Origin of the sequence: Cellulosilyticum lentocellum DSM 5427, from assembly GCF_000178835.2 — a bacterium.
Lineage (GTDB): Bacteria > Bacillota > Clostridia > Lachnospirales > Cellulosilyticaceae > Cellulosilyticum > Cellulosilyticum lentocellum.
In genome coordinates this window covers 2,966,309-2,991,221 of sequence record NC_015275.1, presented here as the reverse complement: position 1 = coordinate 2,991,221, position 24,913 = coordinate 2,966,309, and the positions used below count along the sequence as shown (strand labels likewise).

Annotated in this window: 20 protein-coding genes, 1 pseudogene and 1 riboswitch; of the genes and pseudogenes, 16 read left to right on the top strand and 5 right to left on the bottom strand. The window is 35.3% G+C overall.

The features are described from left to right. Positions 1-39 precede the first annotated feature (39 nt). The 4 genes from CLOLE_RS13680 (at position 40) to CLOLE_RS21930 (ending at position 6,549) form a co-directional block, all read left to right on the top strand. Entirely contained in the window at positions 40-1,731 is a 1,692-nt protein-coding gene (locus CLOLE_RS13680) for a S8 family peptidase (RefSeq protein ID WP_408610331.1), read from the top strand. A gap of 10 nt (positions 1,732-1,741) precedes the next feature. Further along, entirely contained in the window at positions 1,742-4,114 is a 2,373-nt protein-coding gene (locus CLOLE_RS13675) for a S8/S53 family peptidase (RefSeq protein ID WP_013657719.1), read from the top strand. A 10-nt stretch (positions 4,115-4,124) separates the two neighbouring features. Further along, the gene (locus CLOLE_RS13670) at positions 4,125-5,897 is read left to right on the top strand and encodes a S8 family peptidase (protein WP_013657718.1); all 1,773 of its coding nucleotides are present in this window, start codon (positions 4,125-4,127) and stop codon (positions 5,895-5,897) included. A 367-nt stretch (positions 5,898-6,264) separates the two neighbouring features. Next, positions 6,265-6,549 carry a hypothetical protein gene (locus CLOLE_RS21930; protein WP_013657717.1) on the top strand — a complete coding sequence of 95 codons (285 nt, stop codon included), beginning with the start codon at positions 6,265-6,267 and terminating at the stop codon, positions 6,547-6,549. 256 nt (positions 6,550-6,805) lie between these two features. Here the strand turns inward: CLOLE_RS21930 and CLOLE_RS13660 are convergent. The 3 genes and pseudogenes from CLOLE_RS13660 to CLOLE_RS13650 form a co-directional block, all read right to left on the bottom strand. Then, positions 6,806-7,009 (bottom strand): annotated as a pseudogene (locus CLOLE_RS13660) (manganese catalase family protein); the annotation flags it as partial. 1 nt (position 7,010) lies between these two features. Continuing rightward, positions 7,011-7,271: a spore coat protein CotJB gene (locus CLOLE_RS13655; protein WP_013657715.1), complete on the bottom strand. Its 261-nt coding sequence runs from the start codon at positions 7,269-7,271 to the stop codon at positions 7,011-7,013. After that, positions 7,271-7,528, bottom strand: coding sequence for a spore coat associated protein CotJA (locus tag CLOLE_RS13650; protein WP_013657714.1), 258 nt, complete (start codon positions 7,526-7,528; stop codon positions 7,271-7,273). Before CLOLE_RS13650 ends, CLOLE_RS13655 begins: the two co-directional genes overlap by 1 nt. A 212-nt stretch (positions 7,529-7,740) precedes the next feature. On the opposite strand from CLOLE_RS13650, the gene CLOLE_RS13645 reads away from it, so the two are divergent. The 11 genes from CLOLE_RS13645 to CLOLE_RS13595 all read left to right on the top strand — a co-directional run bounded on the left by CLOLE_RS13645 (position 7,741) and on the right by CLOLE_RS13595 (position 19,295). Then, on the top strand, positions 7,741-7,974 hold the full coding sequence (locus tag CLOLE_RS13645) for a FeoA family protein (protein WP_013657713.1): 234 nt from the start codon (positions 7,741-7,743) through the stop codon (positions 7,972-7,974). Positions 7,975-8,046: 72 nt separating this feature from the next. After that, positions 8,047-10,152, top strand: coding sequence for a ferrous iron transport protein B (gene feoB / locus CLOLE_RS13640; protein WP_013657712.1), 2,106 nt, complete (start codon positions 8,047-8,049; stop codon positions 10,150-10,152). 363 nt (positions 10,153-10,515) lie between these two features. Further along, positions 10,516-11,382: an NAD(P)-dependent oxidoreductase gene (locus tag CLOLE_RS13635; protein WP_013657711.1), complete on the top strand. Its 867-nt coding sequence runs from the start codon at positions 10,516-10,518 to the stop codon at positions 11,380-11,382. A gap of 74 nt (positions 11,383-11,456) precedes the next feature. Beyond that, positions 11,457-11,572, top strand: a riboswitch (FMN riboswitch). 255 nt (positions 11,573-11,827) lie between these two features. Further along, a complete protein-coding gene (gene ribD / locus CLOLE_RS13630) occupies positions 11,828-12,919 on the top strand; it encodes a bifunctional diaminohydroxyphosphoribosylaminopyrimidine deaminase/5-amino-6-(5-phosphoribosylamino)uracil reductase RibD (protein ID WP_013657710.1) in 1,092 nt (363 codons plus the stop codon). A gap of 9 nt (positions 12,920-12,928) precedes the next feature. Further along, entirely contained in the window at positions 12,929-13,579 is a 651-nt protein-coding gene (locus CLOLE_RS13625) for a riboflavin synthase (protein ID WP_013657709.1), read from the top strand. Between the two features lie 18 nt (positions 13,580-13,597). Next, positions 13,598-14,794 (top strand): bifunctional 3,4-dihydroxy-2-butanone-4-phosphate synthase/GTP cyclohydrolase II, encoded by a 1,197-nt coding sequence (locus CLOLE_RS13620; protein ID WP_013657708.1) that lies wholly within the window; start codon positions 13,598-13,600, stop codon positions 14,792-14,794. 27 nt (positions 14,795-14,821) lie between these two features. Continuing rightward, positions 14,822-15,286: a 6,7-dimethyl-8-ribityllumazine synthase gene (ribH, locus tag CLOLE_RS13615; RefSeq protein ID WP_013657707.1), complete on the top strand. Its 465-nt coding sequence runs from the start codon at positions 14,822-14,824 to the stop codon at positions 15,284-15,286. Positions 15,287-15,427: 141 nt separating this feature from the next. Next, positions 15,428-16,417, top strand: a complete 990-nt coding sequence (bsh, locus tag CLOLE_RS13610) for a choloylglycine hydrolase (RefSeq protein WP_013657706.1) — start codon at positions 15,428-15,430, stop codon at positions 16,415-16,417. 461 nt (positions 16,418-16,878) lie between these two features. Beyond that, complete coding sequence (locus CLOLE_RS13605; protein ID WP_013657705.1) at positions 16,879-17,673, top strand: EcsC family protein; 795 nt, start codon at positions 16,879-16,881, stop codon at positions 17,671-17,673. Between the two features lie 125 nt (positions 17,674-17,798). Then, the gene (locus tag CLOLE_RS13600) at positions 17,799-18,662 is read left to right on the top strand and encodes an EFR1 family ferrodoxin (RefSeq protein WP_013657704.1); all 864 of its coding nucleotides are present in this window, start codon (positions 17,799-17,801) and stop codon (positions 18,660-18,662) included. Between the two features lie 252 nt (positions 18,663-18,914). Then, positions 18,915-19,295: a hypothetical protein gene (locus CLOLE_RS13595; RefSeq protein ID WP_013657703.1), complete on the top strand. Its 381-nt coding sequence runs from the start codon at positions 18,915-18,917 to the stop codon at positions 19,293-19,295. Between the two features lie 138 nt (positions 19,296-19,433). Here CLOLE_RS13595 and CLOLE_RS13590 read toward each other — a convergent pair whose 3' ends face one another. After that, a complete protein-coding gene (locus CLOLE_RS13590; RefSeq protein WP_013657702.1) occupies positions 19,434-20,318 on the bottom strand; it encodes an AraC family transcriptional regulator in 885 nt (294 codons plus the stop codon). A 239-nt stretch (positions 20,319-20,557) separates the two neighbouring features. Here CLOLE_RS13590 and CLOLE_RS23620 point away from each other — a divergent pair, with 239 nt between their 5' ends. Next, the gene (locus CLOLE_RS23620) at positions 20,558-22,267 is read left to right on the top strand and encodes an alpha/beta hydrolase-fold protein (protein WP_013657701.1); all 1,710 of its coding nucleotides are present in this window, start codon (positions 20,558-20,560) and stop codon (positions 22,265-22,267) included. A 215-nt stretch (positions 22,268-22,482) separates the two neighbouring features. On the opposite strand, the gene CLOLE_RS13575 is transcribed toward CLOLE_RS23620, so the two are convergent. Beyond that, a complete protein-coding gene (locus tag CLOLE_RS13575; RefSeq protein ID WP_013657700.1) occupies positions 22,483-24,672 on the bottom strand; it encodes a carbohydrate-binding domain-containing protein in 2,190 nt (729 codons plus the stop codon). Positions 24,673-24,913 lie beyond the last annotated feature (241 nt).

The window sequence follows — 24,913 nt, the reverse complement described above, 5'->3', positions numbered from 1 at the left end:
TCTAAAGGATTATATAGGATTTTGAACTTTTATAAGGGGGTGTTGAAAATAGAAGAGAATGGTAATATTTATATCTTAATGAACTATGCACTTAGGGATATAAAAAATGTTGAATTACTAAAATCTGCTTTTCCAAAACTTATTTTTAAACAAGTTGCATCATATATATATACTGTTCAAGTACCTAAAGAGAGTGAACAAGAATTTGTAAGATTACAACAAGTGATTAATTTTATATTAGAACCAACGCCCTTTGGGCTTAATGTAACCAACGCATTGGAAGTATCTAATATTTCAATCTTTCATAACTATCCTTATGGTGAGTTAAGAGGAAGGGGAGTCTTGATAGGATTTGTAGATACGGGCATTGATTATACCAATACACTATTTCAAAATGCAGATGGTACTACACGTATTATATCTATTTGGGATCAAACAATTCAGGGCAATCCACCAGAAACCTATGGATATGGAAGTATATATAGCCAAAGGGACATAAATGCAGCATTACAAGCAGAAGACCCTTTTAGTATTGTACCATCAAGGGATGAAATAGGGCATGGGACTTTTCTTGCAGGTATAGCTGCAGGAAATGATCAAACAAACATAGATGGTTTTGCAGGTGGCGCTCCTGATTCAAGTATCGTTATGGTAAAACTAAGGCAAGTCAGTGCAAGAATTAGAGATTACCATATGATTAACAAAGAAGTACCAGCTTATCAAGATACGGATATTTTAACAGGAATTAATTACTTACTGGAGGTAGCATACGACTTAAATAGACCTATTGTCATTTGCATAGGTATGGGTTCAAATTATGGGCCACATAATGGGACGGAGATTTTAGAAATTTTTTTACAAGAGCTTTCTATAGCCCCTAATGTCATTACTGTCATTGCAGCAGGGAATGAAGCAAACAGTGGACATCATTACAGAGGAGAAGTTGCTCTAGGGATGAGCGAAGTAGTAGAAATTAATGTGGGTGAAAACGAAAGTGGATTTATTATGTTTATGATGACAGCTAGCGTTAACCGATTACGTATTTCTATAAGAAGTCCACTAGGTCAGGTGATTGAAAGTATTCCCATTTTATCACAGCAGGATCAGACTTATAGCTTTAATTTAGAACGAGCCATAGCAACAGTAACTTATCGCTATCCCAGCTTTCTATCAGGGGATGAGCAAATTGTTATTAGATTACAGAATCCAACCCCGGGTATTTGGTCATTAGTGATTTTAGGGGAAATTATAGTAGATGGCGTGTTTCATATTTGGTTACCTAGACGTGACTTTATTGAAAATACCACTAGATTTTTAAGACCTGATCCTAATACAACAGTTCAAATCCCAGGAACACAGAGGTTTTCTCTAATAGTAGGGGCTTATGATTATATAGATGATAGTGTATATATTGCATCAGGTAGGGGACCAACGCCCAATGGTGTTATTAAACCTAATATTATTGCACCGGGAGTCAATATACAAGGACCTAGTCCAGGTGGAGGATTTACAACTTATACTGGTACAAGTGCAGCCGCAGCTATAACAGCTTCGGCCTGCGCATTGCTTTTACAATGGGCAGTAGTAGATAAAAACTCACCTTATATGAATACTGTAATTGCTACAGGGATTTTAGTAAAGGGTGCCAGAAGGCAAAAAAATGTGATGTATCCTAATAATCTCGAAGGGTATGGAAGGTTAGATTTACAAAGTAGTATTGCTGATATATAGGAGGGATATCATGAAATACATTGTGCCCAAGGTAGATGCGATGTTGTGTAAAACACTATTTCTGAAGCAAAGACAGGAACTAATAGAGTTTGGATCTATAATAGAACTTACAGATGATAAACTTGTAGAGATAAAAGAAAGAGTCACTGACATAGAGCCGGATTATGAGCTACTGTTAAAAAAGGTACCCTTTACGACAGTGAAAGGCCTAATACATTTACCAATTATAGTAGCAACGATAGGTAATAGAGTAGATTCAGCAGAGGTAAGTTATGAATATGATTTTTCTTCTCAAAAATGGGAAGAAAAAAATATAAAGGAACAACATACCCCATGGATTTGCTGTTATAGTAGTACCGAAAGAATTTACTCTAGTGAGTACTTAATGGGAATAGAGAAGCTTCATCAAATCGCCAAACAACTTAAGCGTACACTAGTGATTGTTAGTCATATAGAAAGTCAGTTGCCATATTTTAAATCTCATTCATTGATGCAGGAAATTTTCAATCTATATCTAGAAACATATAAGAGTATTTGTATAAATAGCGTAGCTAGGGAAGAAATATATCAATATGAATGTCCACTAAGTGAAAGAAATAAGTTTAATGAAAAGAGAATGATTTATACACATAAGTCAGAGGCTGAGGTTAAGTTACTCATAAAAAAGTGTTTTAGGAAACAAGGCAATGAGTTACTAGAAAATAAAAGTCAAATGTCACTTTATCAAGACAACTTTTATGACCGAATACCACTCAGTCAGAGAATATATGTGCCGCTTAATTTATTAGATGATAAAGATTATAGTTATTACCAAGAACTTGGATTAAGAACAGTTTGTGTGGGTAAAAATTATACATTTATCTATGATGAAAGGCAAAAGATAGATAGCTTTAGACAAGAAATAGCACATCATGTTCCGCCTAATTATATGTCACCTATTTTAACACCTGCGCTGATTCAAAAAGAAGAGGTAAAGCCTCTTAAAGCATATAACCAAGTATCACAAGAATTAAAATATCTAGGAGAAAGTGTTTACATTGGCATTATTGGGACAAAAGGGGTCGATTATAGAAAAAGTTATTTAAGAAATGAATCAGGGACAACACGTATTGCATGTATGTGGGAACAGAAGGAAGGTAATGAGGGCATTTATTATACTTCGAATCAAATTAATGCAGCACTAGCGTTATCTAATCCAGGAGAAAGTGTACCCTTGCCAGCTAGTGAAGAGGATGAAACCTTAATATTACAGATTGCTGGAGGAAAAGATGAACAGTATAGGGGGATTGCTACTCATGCTGAGTTTATAGTAGCTAAAATCAATAAAGCACCTGAAGCTATTAATAGGATTTATGGTGGAGTAGAAGAACAGGAAGGGGTGTTAATGCCAGAAGTTCTAGTGGCAGTACATAAACTAATGGAGCTTGCACAACTTAATAATAAGCCTATTGTAATCTATATTCCATATAGTACCAATATCTCTGCGCATGATGGGAGCAGCATAATAGAACAAATGCTCTCTCAGTTAGCAAGAAAACAAAACTATACCTTTATTATGCCTACGGGGGAGGAAGGTGATAAAAATCATCATAGTATTTTAGTAAGTGATTATGATGTATTAAATAAGGTTTCCTTACAAGTTAAAGAGCAGACACCTTACTTAGTGGGTATTATTTATATAAAATGTATTCAAAATACTGAATTTATGCTTTATCCTCCAAAGGATAATGAGCATGCCATTAAACTAGAAAGAAAAGCCATTACGAATAGAGAAAAGGCCACAATTTATTCAACAGGACTTTTGGATGATTATAATAATGGCAGTCAATATATATTATTTAGTATAGAGAACATGACACCAGGAACGTGGACAATTGAGATAGAACAACAAGTTGCAACACGAGGAATGATTGATTTATGGCTTTCACAACAACAACTAAATCCTAATGTAACGTTAAGCCCTGCTACGCCATTTACGACATTGGGTTCTAATGCAACTACTGATGGAATTATTAGTGTATCAGGATTCGATGGACAAAACTTTGTAATCTTAAGAAGTGCAGGTAGGGGATTTAATTGGAATGGGATAACCAATCCTATATGTGTAAGTCGAGGTATATCCATCTTAATATCGGATGATAGATGGAATAATGCAGAAGGAACAGCTATAGCAGCAAGTACACTACTTGGATCTATAGCTTGCCTATATGATAAATGGCAAGTTGAAATGGGAGAACCAGGAGCTAATTCATTGATTATGAGGAATTTGATACTTAGTGATGTATATCAATTTGAAGACGTTACCTATCCAGATAGAAGTCAAGGTTATGGAGTATACCAATTAGAGAGACTTCCACAATTATTAGCAACTCCCATAGATTAGGAGGTAAGCAATGATTACAAATAAGATTAATGCCACATTACAATTGGCACTACGCTATGAAAGGTTGCTAACTAAAGAAGTTAGAAGTTTATTTATGACAACAGAGAATGAAAGTATTTGGGAAGTCATCATGCAGTATGTAGGTAATATTAATCAAATACAGGAGCAATATGCATTTTCAGCATATAACTTACAAGGTGGATTTGCTCAGATTTTTATTAATAAGATGGAAATCCCTAATTTATCTAATCATCCACAAGTGGTATTCCTATCATTACCTACTATGTGTGAATACATTGATATCGGATTAGGATCAGTGTGTGCATCCAATGTAAGTAATCCAGGTGGAAATTTTACTGTGACAGGAGAAGGTGTTTTATTAGCAGTAATAGATTCTGGTATTGACTATAGTCATCCAGACTTTAGAAATATAGATGGTAGTACGCGTATTAAGTATTTATGGGATCAGACACTTTTGGGTACATCACCAGTAGGCTTTTCTAGTGGAGTAGAGTTTACAAGTGAGCAAATTAATGATGCTTTAAGTCGGAACACCAAAGAAGAACAGCTTGCCATTGTTCCTAGCCAAGATATGATAGGACATGGTACAGCGATAACGGGTATTGCAGCAGGAAATGGGAGAGGTAGTACCGGTCACATTAATAAGGGAATGGCACCAGAATGTGAATTGTTAATCGTTAAATTAGGAACAGTAACAAATGAGCATCCACGAGATATAGAAGTCATGCAGGGACTTTATTACGTAGTTAGAAAAGCAGAAGAATTAGAAAAACCTATTGTAATTTTACTGGGTATAGGTAATAATTTAACAGCACATGATGGAAGTGCACCTATAGAACTATATATTAATCAAGTATATAATATGTGGATGACTAATATTGTAGTAGGTGTGGGCAATCAAGGAAATAGAGGAAGTCATACATCAGGCAAGGTTGATATAGGAACATTTGAAGAGCAACAATTACTAATTGAAGGAAATATTGCAAATTATGCTTGCTGTATCTGGAGCAGGTTTACTGATGATATAAAGTTAACTATTCAAGCACCTAATGGTGAAAAAACGGAGGAACTGAATTTGTTAAATGCTAGTCGTGCTTATTTGTTTGATGAAACAGCTGTAATGATTAACTTTTCGGCTCCGCTCACTAATATAGATAAACAGTTAATTTATATTTTATTCCAAGGTCAAGGTGGTAGGAATATTAATAATGGAATTTGGAACTTAACTATATCAGGTGGGAATATTGTATTAGAGGGAAATTACCATATATGGGGAAGTATTGTAACAGAAACAGAAAATCAAACTCAATTTTTAAATGCAGATCTCAATCAAACTATAACAACACCAGCAACAGCAAATAAGATTACAAGTGTTGGAGCGTACAATAATTTTGCAGTACAACCGGTTTCTTTTTCAGGAAGAGGACCTAGTGCAGATGGACGAGTGAAACCTGGGATTACTGCACCAGGAGTGAATATTACAGTACCAGCCTCAGAAAGTGAAAATCTATATACAACATTATCAGGTACTAGCGCAGCTTCAGCTTTTGTAGCAGGTGCTTATGTTTTAATGATGTCGTACGGTATTTATCAACTAGGAAATATTAATTTGTATGGAGATATCATTAGAATTTTTATGTTACGTACTGCAAGACGACCAAGTAGTCAGTCACCTTATCCTAACATTACTTGGGGGAATGGAATACTTTGTGTTGAGGCAGCGCTTACAAGTATGAAAGAAGTAGTTGAACAGCGAAGGTAGATAATGAATGAGAATAGGTTATATAGAAAATAAAATCAAAATTTAATAAAGCAGGTAGCTGGTAGGTAGTTGTTAAATATAATAAAGATATATAAGGTATTGCAAGAAGTGAGGTGGATTATTCAAACTGGTTGCTAGATGATAATACAATGATTACATTGAAATAATGTATATTTAATTCTAATATAAAAATAGCGTGTAACTTTTGAATTAGTAAGGTTACACGCTGTTTTTATACTCTCTATAATGTATATTTATCTATTTTTCTTATAAACTACTATAGAAAATAAAATATATATAATAAAGATGGGAAAATGAGGTTAAATATACATAAGATACATGAGTATACATTGAAAGGATGGTATATGTGGAAGAATTAATACAAGAATATATAAAAAGGCTAGATGGGATAACTGTTGAAGAGTGGGAAACATTAAAGATTGTATTTGATAATAAGGTAAAATTAAATAAGGACCTAGAAAGAATAAGTGTTTCAAAAGCGGCTCAAATAATGCATCTTGATCCACACTTCATTAGGTTATGTTTGCAAGATGGCACTTTCTCTTTTGGAGTGGCCAAGAAAAAACCCGGGAATAAGAAGTGGAGTTATTACATATCACCCAAGTTATTCTATGAATATGTGGGCAAATGAAAGTATAAATTGCCGATTAAAATATACAAAAAAGTTACAAAAGTACTGATAAACCTTGCAAATACGTTGTTTACTGCTTATAAAATAGGAGTAGCAACAGAAAGCCAAATGAGTGACAGTAATAAGTGGTATATATATGACGCTGTTAATTTTAATAAAGGAAAGATCAAGCTGCAAAATGAATAGCATAATAAAAATCGTGTAGCCTTAGAATAGCATAGGCTACACGATTTTTATTATTTTATTGATAACTGTTATGGGCTAATTCTTCTGTACCAATGTCAGTTAACAGTCCAGCAATTTTGCGACTAGGCATAGTATAACGTTGGGATAAATAACGTAAAGAGGCACCAAGTTCTCCATCAGGACCACCATATTGTGAGATAATGAGCTGAGCTATTTTAGGGTTTGTTGTTGTAATCTTAACAGGGTATTGTAATCTTTTTTCATAATGCCACATATTAATTTGCCTCTCTTTCCCATGGCCATGGTGTTTCGCCCCAAGTCCATCCGTTAGTTACATTTACATCATCTGATGTTAAAGGTCCAAAGTAAGTTGTATATTCTTTGGTTGCTTGATCCATAAGTTGTTGATATTGTTTATAATGCTCTAATGCCTGTTGATTGCGAGGATGTGTGTCTAAAAAAAGGACAGCATCGAACATATTAAATCCTAGGATTCTGATTAAATCTAATAATTCGTTAGCGTTATTACGTGTCATTATTTACACTCCTTTGCACAATTAAATGGAAGATCTAGTTCTTTAAAAATAGTGCCTCTTTGGAAGGCTTCCGTAGGTTCATATAAATTTCTCCATTGTTGAAAAGGCACATAGGCCATAGCAATAGGCATATTGTCTATACACTCGGTATAAGCTTTTTCTATATCTAAATGATTACCATAACTCATTTGAGGAATCATATTTTGCATATTTCTTGAATTCATAGGACTTCTAGAATAATTTCTATTGTTGAGCATCTAAAATTACCTCCTAAACGACTAATTGACACCTAAATATTCTAAAAATTTACTTGGTTCTTTCATAGTATATTAATGGGGACTTAAAAAGTTTCAATTATTTTAAAAAAATGTAAAAAATAAATTTTATGTAAGAAAATAGTAACATTATAACGGAAAATCATTATTATAGGAATAAGAAAGATTTTTATGTAATTCAAGGAGAGAGAAATATGAACGTATTATTATCGCTTACACAATTAAAAGAAGGGCAGACTGGAAAAGTAAAAACATTATATACAACAGGTAGTATGAGGCGGCGTCTGCAAGATTTAGGCATTGTAGAAGGAACGACTATAGAGTGTCTTCAAAAGAGTCCAAGTGGGGATCCTGTTGCTTATAAAATAAGGGGTACCATTATTGCATTAAGATCAGAAGATGCGAATAAGATTATAATAACGCATTAATAAAGTAACTGTGTCTTGTAAAGAGCGCTATTAATAAAAGGCTTTTAGTAAGGCATAAGTGAAGGAGGCAAGATGACACATTGTCCTATACAGGAAATAGAACCTAATGCGTATAGAGTGGCATTAGCAGGTAACCCTAACGTGGGTAAAAGTACAGTATTTAATGGCTTAACAGGCCTAAAGCAACATACGGGAAATTGGCCAGGTAAAACCGTTACTTATGCGGAAGGGCAGTATAGTTACTTGGGTAAAGTTTATAACTTAATAGATCTGCCGGGGACTTATTCCCTTATGGCACATTCTAAAGAGGAAGAAGTGGCAAGAGATTTTCTTTGTTTAAAAGAGCCAGATGCGATTATTGTGGTGTGTGATGCCACCTATTTAGAAAGAAACCTGAATCTTGCTTTACAAATCTTAGAAATTTCAAGTAAGGTTGTTATTTGTGTCAATTTATTAGATGAGGCAGAGAAAAAGAACATCCAAGTAGACCTTGATAAGCTCTCTAAAATTTTAGGAGTACCTGTAGTAGGTACAACTGCTAGGAGCATGAAAGGACTTGAAAGACTTATACAGGAGGTAAGTATTCAAATAAGTAAAAAAGAAGAATCCCTGCCTATTAAGGTCAACTATATACCAAGTATAGAAAGAGCCATTGCTTGTATTCAGCCTTTGATAGCACTAGGTGATACCTTACCAGCACCAGCTAGATGGTTTGCTATTAGACTACTAGAGGATTCAGAGACCTTTTTACCACTGATTGCACCTTATTTAAAAGAAGAGTATTGTCAGATCTCGCAACTTGAAGCAAAGCTGGAAGAAGCTAAAAGTCTTTTATGTGAGGAGCAGATTTCAACGCAGGAGCTTAAGGATCAAATTGTTATTTCACTGATAGCTACAGCAGAAGCCATTGCACATCAAGTGGTAAAATATCATTCAAAGGCGCGCTATAAAGATGATAGAAAAATTGACAAGATTTTAACCAGTAAATATACCGGCATTCCTATTATGCTCCTTTTATTAGGCATTATCTTTTGGATTACTTTATTTGGTGCCAATTACGTTTCAGATATATTATTTGGTTTTTTTTATAGGTTAGAAGTTCACCTTTTAAATATGCTTCAGATATGTGGAAGCCCTATGTGGCTGGAGGAAGTGCTGATTAACGGGATATATCGCGTACTGACCTGGGTTATTTCGGTTATGTTGCCACCTATGGCCATCTTCTTTCCCCTATTTACATATCTGGAAGACTTAGGTTATTTACCAAGAGTGGCATTTAACTTAGATAAACCCTTTAAAAAATGTTGTGCTTGTGGCAAGCAAGCCCTTACCATGTGTATGGGATTTGGTTGTAATGCAGTGGGTGTTGAAGGTTGTCGTATTATTGACTCACCAAGGGAACGCCTGATAGCGATTTTGACCAATAGTTTTGTACCCTGTAATGGGCGGTTTCCAACACTTATTATTATCATTAGCATGTTTTTTGTAGGTTCCGGGCTGTCACCCTTTACTTCACTGTTGTCTACCATACTACTGATGGCGATTATTATATTAGGAATCTTGTTAACTTTTGCAACCTCATGGGTACTTTCCAAAACCATACTGAAGGGGATTCCCTCTGCCTTCACCTTAGAACTACCACCCTATAGAAAACCACAAATAGGTAAGATTCTTATTCGTTCCTTTCTTGATCGTACTTTGTTTGTTTTAAAAAGGGCAGTGCTGATAGCAGCACCAGCAGGACTTGTGATATGGATCCTAGCTAATGTTACTATTGGGGATACAACACTGATTACTTATTTTGCAGATTTTCTAAATCCCTTTGCAGAAGCCATAGGCCTAGATGGCATTATACTTATGGCATTTATTTTAGGGTTACCAGCTAATGAGATTGTACTCCCTATTATGATTATGGCATATATGTCCACAGGGCATATTGTAACCCTACATGAAACTGCTGAAATTAAGGCACTACTTATTAGTAATGGTTGGACACCTATTAAGGCTCTATGTACCCTACTGTTTTTCCTGATGCACTGGCCTTGTTCAACTACACTTTTGACTATAAAAAAAGAAACGCAAAGTTTAAAATGGACAGCAATCGGCTTTTTATTACCCACAGCAATGGGCATGTTACTTTGCTTTTTAATTGCTAATATGAGTAGAGTTTTCTTTTGAAGTTTGCAAAACCCTTGAACATAGAAAAATCTAGGTTTGGGGGTTTTGGAGTTTATAGAAAAATTTACTTCATCTAAAATAACCTGTGTACCTAATTGCGTATTGGCATATTCTACAGATATTAATAACATGGCAGAATCACTATAACATTAACTAATAATAGGGATTATAACTTGAATTTAGGTAATACGCCTTTTGAATCATGTGGTATAATGTAGCTATAAAATGATGATGCTTGGACCTGAATAAATAGTACTTTCAAAGAGAAGGTTGTTAAGTATGAACTATTTGGTAATGTAATATGAGATTTTGCGTGTGTTTTTAGATATAAGTATATACAAGTAAGAAGGAGAGAAGTAACTAATGAAACAAATAGCATTTATTGGTGTAGGTGTAATGGGTAAATCTATGGTCAGAAATTTAATGAAAAGCGGTTATGAGGTGTCTATTTTTACACGTACTAAAGAAAAGGTATTAGATGTGATTAAGGAGGGAGCACAATGGTGTGAGGATATTAAGACTTGCGTAACAGGTAAGGATGTTGTGATTACCATAGTTGGGTATCCTAAAGATGTTGAAGAAGTTTATTTTGGAGAAAACGGTATTTTAGAAAACAGTCAGCCGGGAGCCTATATTATTGATATGACCACTACTAGCCCACAGCTTTCTAAAAAGATTTATGAGGCAGCTAGGAAAAAACAGATGAGTGCATTGGATGCTCCAGTATCAGGTGGCGATATTGGTGCTCAAAATGGGACACTTTCTATTATGGTAGGTGGAGATCGTGAGGCCTTTGAGGTGTGTCAGCCTATTTTTGAATGTTTAGGAACTAATATTATTTATGAAGGGCAAGCAGGAAGTGGTCAGCATACAAAGATGGCGAATCAAATAGCTTTAGCAGGAATCATCGCAGGGGTGTGTGAGGCAATGACATATGCCAAGCAGGTTGGCTTAGATGTACAAACTATGTTAGACAGTATTAGTAAGGGTGCAGCAGGAAGTTGGCAAATGACTAATATGGCACCACGTATTTTAAAGGGTGATTTAAATCCAGGATTTTTCATTAAGCATTATATTAAAGATATGGATATAGCCACAGAAGAAGCGGATAAAGTGGCACTTCATTTACAAGTACTAAATGAAGTCCTTGAAATGTATAGAGCATTAGATGAAAAGGGACTAGGTGATTTAGGAACACAGGCACTTATTAAGTATTATGAGAAGAAATAATCAGGATGTATGTATTCTATAAAAGAGATTGACAAACAAGTAGATTTGGAATATTCTCTATAATAGAAAGCTTAATAAATCTTCAGGGCAGGGTGTGATTCCCTACCGGCGGTAAAGCCCGCGAGCCTAAATGGTATGATTCGGTGAGATTCCGAAGCCGACAGTATAGTCTGGATGAAAGAAGATAAATACAAGGTATAGTGATTAAATATAATCTATATTTTATATTGAGCTCTGAAATAGTAATCTATTTCAGAGCTTTTTTAGATTGATTAATCAGCATAGTGTTTATGTCGGGAAGTCTAGAGAGGTTTGCCCATTTATTATGACATAAGCAGTATGAATACTTATAGAAAAGGCCCTGAGTACATGTGACTCAGGGCCTTTTTTGTAGATTAACTCTAAGATTGTTAAGTTTATCTATAAAAGAAAGTGAGGTGATAGAATGCATGAGAACTATATGAGGTATGCATTAAATCTAGCCAAACAAGGAGGAGGAAAAGTAAGTCCGAATCCTTTAGTAGGGGCAGTCTTAGTAAAGGAGGGAAGGATAATAGGTGAGGGCTATCATGAAGTTTATGGCGCTAACCATGCAGAAGTTAATGCTATAAAGAGTGCTTCACAAAAGAGTGAAGGGGCTACCTTGTATGTTACTTTAGAACCTTGTAATCATTATGGAAAAACACCACCTTGTACAGAAACCATCATTCAAAACAAAATAATGCGGGTAGTTGTTGGGATGAGAGATCCGAATCCCTTAGTGGCAGGTAGTGGTATTAAGAGGCTTGAGGACGCTGGCATTGAAGTGATAGTAGGCATTCTAGAGGAAGAATGTCGCAAGCTTAATGAAATATTCATCAAGTATATTACTAAACAAGAACCATTTGTTTTATTAAAGGCTGCAATGACGTTAGATGGAAAAATTGCCACAGTAGCAGGCCAGTCAAAGTGGATTACTGGTGAAGCGTCAAGAGAAATGGTTCATCAACTAAGAAATGCTTATTCAGGTATTCTGGTGGGGATAGGAACGGTTATTAAAGATGATCCCCTGCTCACTTGTCGGCTTGTAAGCGGAAGAAACCCTGTCATTATTGTAGTAGACAGCACACTAAGAATACCTATGAGCTCTAAAATAATAGGTGGCACCAGTAAGGTAATAATTGCAGCAGTCAAAGAAATAGAAGAAATGGCAGTGGATAAAGTAAAAAAGTTAGAAGAACTTGGCGTAAAGGTATTATTTATAGAAGCTTACAAACATCGAGTCAATCTAAAGGAATTGATGATTCAGTTGGGAAAATTGGGGATAGACAGCATTTTAATCGAAGGTGGAGCGGAAGTAAATGCAAGTGCATTAGAAGCGGGCATAGTAGACAAGGTGCAGTTTTACATTGCTCCCCAAATAGTAGGTGGGCAAGCTAAGACGCCTGTGGCAGGTAGGGGAATTGCCGATCTGGAAGAATCTATAAAGGTCGAAAATTTGCAAATAAAGCGGATTGGAGAAGACATCTTATTAGAAGGGTATATCATACAGAAGTAGGTGATTAAAATGTTTACAGGTATTGTAGAAGAAATCGGGTATGTGGAACATATTCAAAACGGAGAGAAATTTTCAAGAATCAAAATTAATGCTGTAAAAGTATTAGAACAAAGCCAAATAGGGGAAAGTATTGCTACTAATGGTGTATGTCTAACCATTACCAATATGACGTCAGGCAGTTTTGAAGCAGATATTATGGCAGAAACTTTAAGAAAAAGTAACCTAGGAAGTCTGAGAATAGGGGCGGCTGTAAATTTAGAAAGAGCAATGCATTTAAGTAGCAGGTTGGGAGGGCATCTGGTAAGTGGTCATATTGATGGTATCGGTGAAATGATGAGTATTACTAAAGAAGCAGCAGCAACCTGGATTACTATTAAAGCACCAGCAGAAATACTAAGATATGTGGTTCTTAAGGGAAGTATTGCTATTGATGGTATTAGTTTAACTGTAGCCGATGTAACTAAAGAATATTTCAAAGTATCTGTTATACCTCATACAAAAAATAAAACTACTTTGTTAATGAAGGGGGTAACAGACCAAGTTAATCTAGAGGTAGATATCATTGGAAAATATGTTGAAAGATTACTAGGATTAACGCATGAGGTTCATAAAGAAAATAAGATTGATGAAGATTTTTTAAAAAACCATGGCTTTATGTAAAGGATAGGAGAGATGTAGATGTTTTGTAAAATAGAAGAAGCAATTAAAGCGATTCGAGAGGGAGAAATCATCATTGTCATAGATGATGAAGGAAGGGAAAACGAGGGAGACTTACTAATGGCTGCCCAAAAGGTAACAGGCGAGGCTATTAATTTCATGGCTAAATATGGCAGAGGTCTGATTTGTATGCCTATAGAAGAAGCATATGCTAGTGCCTTACAACTTTCACCTATGGTCAATAGGAATACAGACCATTATGGGACGGCTTTTACTGTTTCTATAGATTATTGTGCAACAACAACAGGCATTTCAGCCTTTGAAAGAGCTTTAACGATTCAAAAGGTTCTAGAAGAAAGCCCAGCAGAAGAGTTTAAAAGACCAGGGCATGTTTTTCCGCTCATAGCCCAAAAAGGCGGAGTACTCAAGAGAGCTGGACATACTGAGGCAGCAGTTGATCTAGCCAGATTGGCAGGACTAAAACCCGCAGGTGTTATCTGTGAAATCATGAAAGAAGATGGAACCATGGCAAGAACACCTGATCTCATAGAGTTTGCTAAAGTGCATGAGCTAAAAATCATAACAATAGCAGATCTTATTACATACAGGCAGCAAAGGGAAGAGTGTGTTGAGTTAGTAGCTCAGGCTAAGATGCCTACCAGGTATGGTGATTTTACCATGTATGGTTTTGTTAACATAGTAAATGGAGAGCATCATGTGGCATTGGTTAAAGGAAAAATAAATGAATCTACGCCTATACTGACACGCATTCATTCAGAATGCTTAACAGGAGATGCACTAGGTTCTAAGAGATGCGACTGTGGTGAGCAGTATGATGCAGCGATGAAAAAAATTGCTGAGGCAGGTAGTGGTATCTTAGTCTATATGAGACAGGAAGGAAGAGGAATTGGTCTTATTAATAAGATAAAAGCTTATGCCTTACAGGATCAAGGTTATGATACAGTAGAGGCAAATATGATGCTTGGCTTCTTAGAAGACATGAGAAATTATCATGAGAGTGTACAAATACTGAAGCTATTAGGTGCAAGAAAGATTAAGTTAATGACCAATAATCCAAGAAAAATACGAGGATTAGAAGAAGGTGGGATAGAAGTTACTGAAAGAGTACCTATCCAAATGAATCATAATGAAAAGAATGCCTTTTATTTAAAAACGAAACAAGAAAAACTAGGACATTTATTAAATGGACTTCGTTAAAAGAAATTTAAATTGGAGGAAACCAAAATGAAAGTAATCGAAGGAAATTTAGTGGCGCAGGAATTAAGAATGGGGATTGTAGCAGGAAGATTTAATGAATTTATTGTTTCAAAGCTAGTAGGCGGGGCAGTAGATGCGCTAAAAAGACATGGCGTAGCATCTGAAAAAATAGAAGTTGCTTATGTACCAGGTGCTTTTGAAATACCACTAGTGGCGAAGAAAATGGCAGAAAGTGAAAAATATGATGCAGTCATTTGTTTAGGAGCGGTCATAAAAGGTTCTACACCACATTTTGATTATGTTTGTGCGGAAGCCTCAAAAGGAATTGCAAGTGTTGCTATGCAGACAGAAAAACCGGTTATTTTTGGTATTCTAACAACTGATACCATTGAACAAGCTATTGAAAGAGCGGGAACAAAAGTAGGTAATAAAGGGTATGACGCAGCGGTAACAGCTATTGAAATGGTAAATTTATTAAAGCAGTTTGAGTGAGGTAAGCCTAAAATAAATTGTATCATACTACTTTTTACAAAATCTTATATAAAAGAAATGGCGTAAAAGATAGAGGGTGAATCTACTCATATTAACACTTCTTTTGGGGATAATAAAGCTAAAAAGAAGAGAGGTTGCAGTATGTGTACAGCATTAACACTGAAGAGTAAAGACGGTTTTCATTTTTTTGGTCGTAATATGGATTTGGAATATAGTTTTAATCAATCTGTGATTTTAGTGCCTAGAAAATATCAATGGGAGAATGTGATTAGCAAGAAGATACTGCCTATAAAGTATGCCATATTAGGAATGGGCGTTATTATAAATGATCACCCTCTTTTAGCAGATGGCTTGAATGAAAAAGGACTTGCTTGTGCTGGGCTTAACTTTCCTCATTACTGCTATCATAGTCCTGAGCCATACCCTGACAAGATCAATATAGGACCCTACGATTTTATTCTTTGGATCTTAAGTAACTTTGAGACAGTAGAAGAGGTAAAAGCAGCTGTTTCACAGGTGAATCTGGTTAATATACCATTTGCTCCAGATGTAGCACTTTCAACACTTCATTGGATTGTATATGATAAGCAAGATCAGTGTATTGTTATTGAACAGACAAAAGAGAAATTCTGTGTTTTTGAAAATAAAATAGGGGTACTCACTAATCCCCCCACTTTTGATTGGCATATTGATAATTTAAAACAATATATTCATCTTTCTTCCAAGTGGGTAGAGGGAACAACATGGTATAAACAAGAATTGAATCCGGATTCCTGTGGACTTGGTTTAGTGGGTATACCCGGTGATTTTTATCCGCCTGCTAGATTTGTAAGAGTAGCTTATCTAAAAAGTCATGCGACGCATCTAGATAATGAGATGACAACCCTGGCTGAGTTTTATCATATTCTTAATAATGTAGCTATGCCAGGTGGAGCAGTGATTAAGCCAAAGAGTAAAGAAGAATTTACACTTTATACCTCCTGCATGGCGCTAGAAAAGGGAGTTTATTATTATTCTACCTATAACAATCTTCAACTGAATGCCATAGCATTTGAGAAAGAAGATTTAGATCAAGAACAACTAAAAAGCTTTGAGTATCTTGATAGTTTATCTATTAATAACCAAAACTAGCAGGAATAAGGTATAGTTTTAAGGGAGCTAAGTAGCATAAAAAGATGCAAATTTCATGAACAATGATAGATGATACAAAAACAATTTATCTCCATAGGCTAGTCCTCGTAATGAGAGATAATCAAGTTGAGGGACTTGGAGGTTTGTTAAAATGAATCATACACTAACTTATTAGATGATGAAATAATAACATCAAGATAGATATTCCATTCAAAGAAGTAATAGTTTTGAGGAAGTAGTAGAATTAAAATGCGGGAGATATATTATTAAGACAGAAAGCAATTACTTCATAAGGAGAGATTTCTTCATGGTGCAGTCCACTATATTTATAGTGGACTGTAATTCAGTTATAGTAAAAAATATAATAGAATATACTTTTTACATAAAATTCATGTAATATAAAATATAAGGTGTTAACACTATTTTGATATAGACAAGAAAAAGAAATAGAGGGGCTGCTTATGGAATTGTTTCAGAAAAAATCAGCATTAGAACGGGAATGGCAAAAAGCATTAAAGCAAGAGAAAAAGTTTTTGGAAAAAAGGTTTGAGAAAAAAGAATCTCTATTAAATCAAAAGTTAGAAGCAAAAGTACCAAAGAAAGTAGAGGAAACACTTAATGCTGCTTTTAATAAAGCATTTGCTTTAGTTTTTGAAAAGGGGACAGGGATAATTGAAAAAACATATAGAAAAGAGACTATTGAGCAGAACCATAAGATTCAGCAGTATGCTGCCCAAGTGAGTCAAAGTAGAAAATCTATTCGTGTAATAGAGAAAAATGCAGGGCGATCTGGCATAAAGAATTTAGCAGTATCGGGTGTGATGGGCATTGGTATGGGAGTAATGGGAATCGGTCTTCCAGACATTCCAGTTTTTACAGGAATGATTTTAAAAAGTATTTATGAAATAGCATTACGTTATGGTTATCCCTATGATGCTATAGAAGAACAATTTTATATCTTGCTTTTGATCCAGGGAGCCGTTTCCCATGGCACATCAATACAAGCAATTAATAATAGAATTAATCACTATATGAAAACAGAAAAGCTAATGGAATCAGAGTCTGTAAAAAGTGAAATGAAAGTAACAGCAGATTTACTTTCAAAAGAATTATTATACATAAAGTTTCTACAAGGGGTCCCAGTTGTAGGGGCAATAGGGGGGGCATATGATGCGATTTATATGAAAAAGATTACAGAATATGCAGAGCTAAAATATAGGCAGCGCTATTTATATAATCAGCAAAATCATAGTTAGTTTTATGCCATAAGGAAAATGACATGACATAGTTATAGCAAACGATTTATTCCCGTATGGGGCGTTACTTGCGTTATGATATGTCTTAAATAATACGACAAGGAGTAGTCGGGGGGGAGAGGTAAATGAAGGGGAATATAAAGTCATATGGTGTGTTTTATTATAGCGGAACGGGAAATAGTTATTTAGTAGCTAGAGGGATTTCACAGCAGTTAGATAGTAATAATATATACAATTTATTAGAATATAAAGGGGAATATTTAGCTTATCAGAGAATAATCATTGTCTTCCCAGTACATATGTATGGAATACCTCCAGTTGTCTTAGCGTTTATTAATAAGATAGAAACAAACAATAAGGTAAAGGTCTACGCAGTTTGTACTTGTGGAGGTGTTCCAGGTGAAGCTTTGTGGCAAGTTAAGAAGATACTGAAGCAAAGACAGATGCAGCTGGCAGGCGGCTATTTAGTGATGATGCCCAGAACATATATTGCAGAATTTAAGGTTCAAGATGAAAGAAAACAAGAGCAGTTATTGAAGCATATGGAGAAAAAGGTTTTACAAATAGTCAAAGAGATTAAGGAAGACAGAGAAAATCGATTTGAAATAAAAGAACCAGGGTTTGGACGTGTTATGTATAGACTAGTTTATTCTAAGGCTATGAAGGACTTAAGTAATAAAGATAGTAACTTCTGGACTAGCTCGAGGTGTATTAGTTGTAAGAAGTGTACACATATTTGTCCTAATCACAATATTAAGTATGAAGAGGGAAAGATCGTTTGGCAACACAATTGTCTTATGTGTTTTAGATGTATTCATGAATGTCCTAAGGAAGCTATAGAGTATGGGAAATATACGGTGGGAAGAAAACGTTATAGAAATCTAATTTTAAAGGATACACAATGGTACAAACAGTCAGGGGTTGAAGAAATCGGAAATATAGAAAATAGCTCAAGTGATAAGAGGGCAAAATATGAGAAGAATACATAAGCTATAGCATTTTATAAAAGGCAAGGTTTTAGACCTATTAATAGGTCAATAGATGAATATACTGGAGAAACAGAAATACACATGATATGGATGAGTAAATAAGAAGAGGTATAAAACACCATACAGGGTAGGCAAAAATAGAATCAATTTCTAAGAGCAAGGAAAAGTTGCTTAGCTCTAACGTAGGAGTGGTTGAATGATGAAAAGTCAGCATAATAAAAAATAGGGTTTGAATAGGAGGGAGACTAGAAAATGAAAAAGAAACTTATAATTATATTTATTATAATTGCGCTATTGGTGAGCTGTATCTTGGCAACAGGTGGAAAAAGAGGGGATGTAATGCTTAGAAAAGAGTGTTCCATATCCGAGGATGGAAGAAAAATGACACTTTATGTTGGTGTAGCAAGCAGTATGGGATATATACGGACTTATAAAGCGAAACAAGATGGCGATACGCTCTATATTACTTTTTACTCCACATTTGGTTTGAATAGCAGTATTGGCGCTAAAGACAAGTTTGAGATCGATGTAGACCCTTTATGCCAGTATGTTTATTTCTACAGTGGAAATCAGGGGTATAAACTAGTTTTAGAAAAAAACGCTGAAACAAATGAATGGCAGCGAGGATACTAGGTTTTATTTTAAAATACGTGGGGGGAGAGAGAGGAGTATTTCTAACTCAGGAAGAAGATTGGAGCATCTATTAGGCTAAAGACAATACTCCTAAAATTAAATCATTATTTATGGGTAGGATCAAGTATCATCTTGATCTTATTTTTTATTTAATCGTGACTTACTAGGGGTACAATGAATATGTTGTTTAAAGACACGATTAAAGTAACTGATATTATCAAAGCCACACATCAAGGCAATATCAGTAATACTTAATCTACTTTCTTCTAGTAGGCTACGTGCACGTTCAATACGATAGTGATTAATATAGTCGATCAAACTCATGGTAGTCATATTTTTAAAAAAACGGCACAGATATTGAGGTGTTACATGAACAGCTTCACTAATATCAGTAAGTGCAATTTTTTCGTGATAATGCAAACTAATATAGGTAATAATTTGCTCTAAGCGTTCATTGTTTTTAGTTTGATGATTAGGCAACTTAGCATCTAAAGAAGTGAGCTGAGGGGAAGTTTGTATGAGGATACTAAAAATAACTAATAGTTCACTTTTGACAATTAGTTCATAAGCTAGATTCTTATGAGTTAGTGCAGTAATCATTCTTTTTATATGTTCAATAATTTCATAATGTGCAGGTATGTCAGAATGAAAATGTTGTTGCATAATACATCTATGATTTGTGATATTCTCAAAGAAGTTTTGACAAATATCAAGACTATTTGTTAACAGTTTGGAACTAAAAACAATGGAGCAGTAATTGATAAGAGGGGTTCTTGAAAACCCAGCATGGAGCTGACAAGAATTGATAAAAAGACAGTCACCTGCATGGACATAAAAGGATTCGTTATTAATTGAAAAATGAATTTCTCCTTTTGTTACATAAATGAATTCCAGTTTGTCATGCCAATGAGGTGGAAGTATGCAACCTAGAGTATGATGTTGCATGACATGGAGTGATACAGGGAAAAGGGAACTGTCGTGTTCTTTTTGCTCTTCCAGTGTATTTGAAGGCCACTCATTCATAATTATTACCTCCTTTTTGAAAAAGTTTAAAATAATGCTAATATATGTGAAAAATGTACAAGTATTTACGGAAAAGCCCTGCTATCATTATAAATATAACCTAGAACCAGGATTAATCCTAGGATTAGAACTTAAAATGTCTAGATAAGGGAGGGAAGATGTAGAAAATCATTAAGGCAAATGAAGTAGTTATAGAAAAACATAGGGAGAAAAACATATTTTTTTAGGAGGAAAGCATTATGAACTATACGGAAAAAATGATTAAGAAACCAATACTTAGTATTTTAAAAATGTATTTAGTAGCACTTCTTCTTTGCATAGCATTACCACAAAATACATTTGCTGCATCAACACCAGTTATACCGCCAACAGGGTATGATAGTCTTAGATCTAATATTCCACATGGTGTGATAAATGAGATTACTTATTATTCAACAGCAACTAATAGTATGCGTAAAGCGAAAATTTATTTACCACCTGGGTACTCTAGTAATCAAAAATATAGCGTTCTTTATTTATTACACGGTATTGGAGGCAATGAAAATGAATGGCCTTACAATGGAAAACCTAATCTTATTGCTGATAATTTAATAGCAGATGGAAAAATTAAACCATCTATTATTGTATTTCCAAATGGCAATGCAACAGGTACAGGTATAAGTGATGGTTGGGAAAACTTCACGAAGGATTTAGTAAACTCCTTAATACCTTATATAGAAAAGAATTATTCAGTCTATACAGATCGTGAACATAGAGCGATTTCAGGTCTTTCAATGGGTGGTGGTCAGACTTATAATATTGGCTTTACTAACCTTGATGTATTTGCTTATATAGGAGGCTATTCAGCAGCACCTAATACTAAAGCAACTAATGTATTATTCCCTGATAATGGGGCAAAAGCAAAAAGCTCTTTAAAATTGCTATTCATTTCTTGTGGAAGTACCGATTCATTAAAGACATTTGGTGATAATATACATAACTTCTGTCAGTCTAGACAAATTAATCATGTTTATTGGACTTTACAAGGGAGAGGGCATGATTGGAGTGTTTGGAGTCCAAGTTTATGGAATAATCTTCAGCTCTTAGAAGAAGCAGGTTTCACAAGCGGCACATCAGTTGATCCGGGGCAACCAACAGAACCGGAGAAACCAAGCTTAGAAGCTGCTAAATTAGCAGATGGATGGTATTATATTAAGAATATTAATGCTCAAAAATATTTACAAGTACAAGGAAATACAGGAGCAAATGGACAGAACGTAGAGATTGCTCAAGGTACAGGTGCAGCAAGTCAAAAATGGTACTTAACCAATAAAACTGAAGGATATGTAACTTTAAAGAATGGTTTAGGTTATATGCTAGATGTATGCTATGGTGAAAATAAGAATGGTACTAATATCCAAGTATATTCTGCAAATAATATGAGTGCACAAGATTTTAAAGTTGTAAAAACATCCACACAAAATGTATATGGAGTTGTTACAAGAGCTTCAGCAGATACTAAGGGATTAGATGTTGCTAACAAAGCAGTAACAGATGGTGCTAATGTGCAGCAATATGAATACTATGGTGCAAGTAATCAAACATGGGTATTTGAAGCATGTCAGGCACCTGGTAGCGAGAATCCAACTGAACCTTCACAACCTACTAATCCTACGGATGATGTGATGGCTGTCAAGGTGGTATCAGATTGGAATAGTGGTGCAACTGTTGAATTTACAATCAAGAATACAACAGGAAAAGATTTAAATGGTTGGACTTGTACATTTACAATCAATCGCCCAATCGACTCTATATGGAGTGCAGAACTAGCGAACCAATCAGGCAAAACATATACGATTACCAATCCAGCATGGCAACCTCAATTAGCAGCAGGTGAAAGCTATACATTCGGTGGAAACCTTGGTAGTGGTGTAAGTGAGGTAATCATTACAGATGTTACTATAAGATAGGGAAGATTTATTAATAAAATAGGAAAAGATAAAGGACTAAGTTATGGGGAATTGTAGCTTAGTCCTTTACTTTGAAATAGCTAAGGGATTAAAGACACTTAAAGAAATAGAAGGTTGCCTCGAAAAAAAGTAAAGATTGAATAGATAGATTTAATAAAACTAGGGCTACCAAACTGGAAATAATATAAATTCAAGTGATTAAGATAGATGCTTATTTAGTTGTTGCAATACTGCATTAATAGTGCCGCAATTTGTGCACGAGTTGCTGGTGATGTACTAGTAGAGGAAACATTTTCTACTTGAGTGAGGTCACCACCTTTTCCATAACGCTCTAACATAACGACAGCATCTTGAACAGTAATAGATTGGCCTACGCCAAATGCATTTGAGCTAATGCCTTTGGTAATACCTGATTGATTAGCCCATGAAACAGACTTGTAATAGTAAGCGGATTCATTTTTAACATCAGTAAATGAAGTAGGAGTAGTAACGTTAGGTGAACCTGCTAAGCGGTAAAGAATAGTAGCAAACATTTCACGTGTAACCGGAGCAGAGGGTGAGAAGGTAGTTGATGAAGTGCCGCCCATTAAGCCTTTATTTTTGCAGAAAGTAACTGCTTGGGCATACCAACTGTCACCTTTTACATCTGAAAAGCTAGTGGTGCCAACTGTATTTGTGGTAGTGCTACTTGGCGTTGTACTAGCTGTGTTACCTGTAGCTGTTGTACTTGAAACATTAGTGAAGCCTTTGTTAGATGCACTTAGTACAAAATCATAGTTTTCTGTCTCGCTGGAACTTTGCATACCTTGTGGGCCTCCAAAGCCTCCGCCATTTGCCATACCCTCAGGAGGTGCAGGAGGTTCACCATTTGCCATACCCTCAGGAAGTGTAGGAGGTTCACCATTTGTTATACCTTCAGGAGGTGTAGGACGCTCACCATTTCCTATACCTTCAGGAGGTGTTGGCTGTGACTGGCCTTGATTAGGCATTTGAGTATTGTCTGGTATTTCAGGAGGAGTTCCATTTGTGGAGAAGCTTGGTCCATTGCCATCTTGTGGAGGTGTCATCATACCTATATTTTGGTTTGTAGAAGTTCCACCATGATGAAGCTTAGTGCCTTCAAAGTAAGAAGTAATGGTGGTGTAGAAGCCATCTGTTTCAGTTCCCTTGATGGTACCACCTTTATAAACATGGTAAGTTCCTTCTGTTAATGTAGGGGTACTCAATGAAATGTATGTATAGTCATTTGGAAAATCATAAGCAAAAACAGGATTATCTTTTTCATCAGTGACAACAAGTAATTGATCTGTTTTTTCAGCTAATTGAAGGAACATGAAAAGCTGCTTGGAATCATCCTCTAAAGGATCATACATATTACCAGCACCAATGACTGTTCCGCCATTGATTGTTGAACCCATATCTGAGTCAATACCACCATCCATGCTTTTTGGATTAGCTAAAGAAATAACAGTTCCACCGTTAATGACATTCCAACCATTAGAATCAATACCGTCTCCTTCCGAACCATTACCTGCGTAAATATTTAAGTAACCATCGTTCATTGTAAAGACGCTAATACCATCTTCATTGACGTTGATTCCATCATCAGAAGATTGAATATTAATTTTTCCACCGTTAATAGTTAGGTGAAGTTCAGTATCTAAACCTTCATTATCAGAAGTAATGTTAAGAACACCATTTCCTTTGGTCTCACCATCAATTTCCATACTCATGCGAGAGTAGAAAGCGCCATCATACTTATGAAGTTTCTTTTGCTCTGTAGTATCTTTATAAATACGTGCAACATATGAGCCTGTCACATGATTCACAGAATCATCAGCAATAATAACACGTGCACCAGCATTTGAAGTATCTACCTGATTCGTTGCAGTTTCGACAGTGGCATCAGCATCACATTCATATACTTGATAGAAGAAGACCGCAGGTGCAACGCTGCAGTTGATATCTACATGATCAAGAATGAGTGTAACTTTGTCGGCCTCGTCTTTTCCTACATTTACAAAAATCTGTCCGTAAGAAAGTTGACCTGAAATACGGTATGTACCTGGCTTGGTGATATTAACAACAGTATGCTTAAGGGCTTCTTCGCTGCTATGTTTATCCTCTGCAGTACCTTCACCATAAGCATTACCACTATCGTAAGTATCTTTATCTTCATAATAAATAATATCGTGGCTTGTATAAACAGCATCGTTGTTATCAGTTGAAGCTGATTCACCATTGACTAAAATTGAAGTGTCAGATAAAGAAATGGTTACTTCCTCAGATGAAATTTGTGTTTGAGAAGAGGTAGTAGTAACTGTTTCGGCTGCGAAAACAGGTGTAACAGATGATACTACTAAAGTGGCAGATAATAGACCATATAAAAACTTTTTCAAATTCATTGTTAAACCCCCCATTTATGTAGTTAAATTGAATAAGATCGACCGCATGTGTTTAGAGGCGCACATGAGGTATTTATATCATTAAGTATAGATGTTAAATTTGATGAAATCTTGATAATAATTTGATGAAAGTGTGAAAAAACCCTTCTTCTTAATTGTAAAACTAAAACGAGTAATGTGTATTTAATAAAATATATAGAAGATTGAATACAACAAAGTCATCGCTAATGAGAAAATAGCA

Coding starts and splice junctions, on each gene's coding strand:
- CLOLE_RS13675 (WP_013657719.1), top strand. CDS start 1,742: ATGAAATACATTGTGCCCAAGGTAGATGCGATGTTGTGTAAAACACTA.
- CLOLE_RS13670 (WP_013657718.1), top strand. CDS start 4,125: ATGATTACAAATAAGATTAATGCCACATTACAATTGGCACTACGCTAT.
- CLOLE_RS13655 (WP_013657715.1), bottom strand. CDS start 7,271: ATGACACGTAATAACGCTAACGAATTATTAGATTTAATCAGAATCCTA.
- CLOLE_RS13650 (WP_013657714.1), bottom strand. CDS start 7,528: ATGCTCAACAATAGAAATTATTCTAGAAGTCCTATGAATTCAAGAAAT.
- CLOLE_RS13645 (WP_013657713.1), top strand. CDS start 7,741: ATGAACGTATTATTATCGCTTACACAATTAAAAGAAGGGCAGACTGGA.
- feoB (WP_013657712.1), top strand. CDS start 8,047: ATGACACATTGTCCTATACAGGAAATAGAACCTAATGCGTATAGAGTG.
- CLOLE_RS13635 (WP_013657711.1), top strand. CDS start 10,516: ATGAAACAAATAGCATTTATTGGTGTAGGTGTAATGGGTAAATCTATG.
- ribD (WP_013657710.1), top strand. CDS start 11,828: ATGCATGAGAACTATATGAGGTATGCATTAAATCTAGCCAAACAAGGA.
- CLOLE_RS13625 (WP_013657709.1), top strand. CDS start 12,929: ATGTTTACAGGTATTGTAGAAGAAATCGGGTATGTGGAACATATTCAA.
- CLOLE_RS13620 (WP_013657708.1), top strand. CDS start 13,598: ATGTTTTGTAAAATAGAAGAAGCAATTAAAGCGATTCGAGAGGGAGAA.
- ribH (WP_013657707.1), top strand. CDS start 14,822: ATGAAAGTAATCGAAGGAAATTTAGTGGCGCAGGAATTAAGAATGGGG.
- bsh (WP_013657706.1), top strand. CDS start 15,428: ATGTGTACAGCATTAACACTGAAGAGTAAAGACGGTTTTCATTTTTTT.
- CLOLE_RS13605 (WP_013657705.1), top strand. CDS start 16,879: ATGGAATTGTTTCAGAAAAAATCAGCATTAGAACGGGAATGGCAAAAA.
- CLOLE_RS13600 (WP_013657704.1), top strand. CDS start 17,799: ATGAAGGGGAATATAAAGTCATATGGTGTGTTTTATTATAGCGGAACG.
- CLOLE_RS13595 (WP_013657703.1), top strand. CDS start 18,915: ATGAAAAAGAAACTTATAATTATATTTATTATAATTGCGCTATTGGTG.
- CLOLE_RS13590 (WP_013657702.1), bottom strand. CDS start 20,318: ATGAATGAGTGGCCTTCAAATACACTGGAAGAGCAAAAAGAACACGAC.
- CLOLE_RS23620 (WP_013657701.1), top strand. CDS start 20,558: ATGAACTATACGGAAAAAATGATTAAGAAACCAATACTTAGTATTTTA.
- CLOLE_RS13575 (WP_013657700.1), bottom strand. CDS start 24,672: ATGAATTTGAAAAAGTTTTTATATGGTCTATTATCTGCCACTTTAGTA.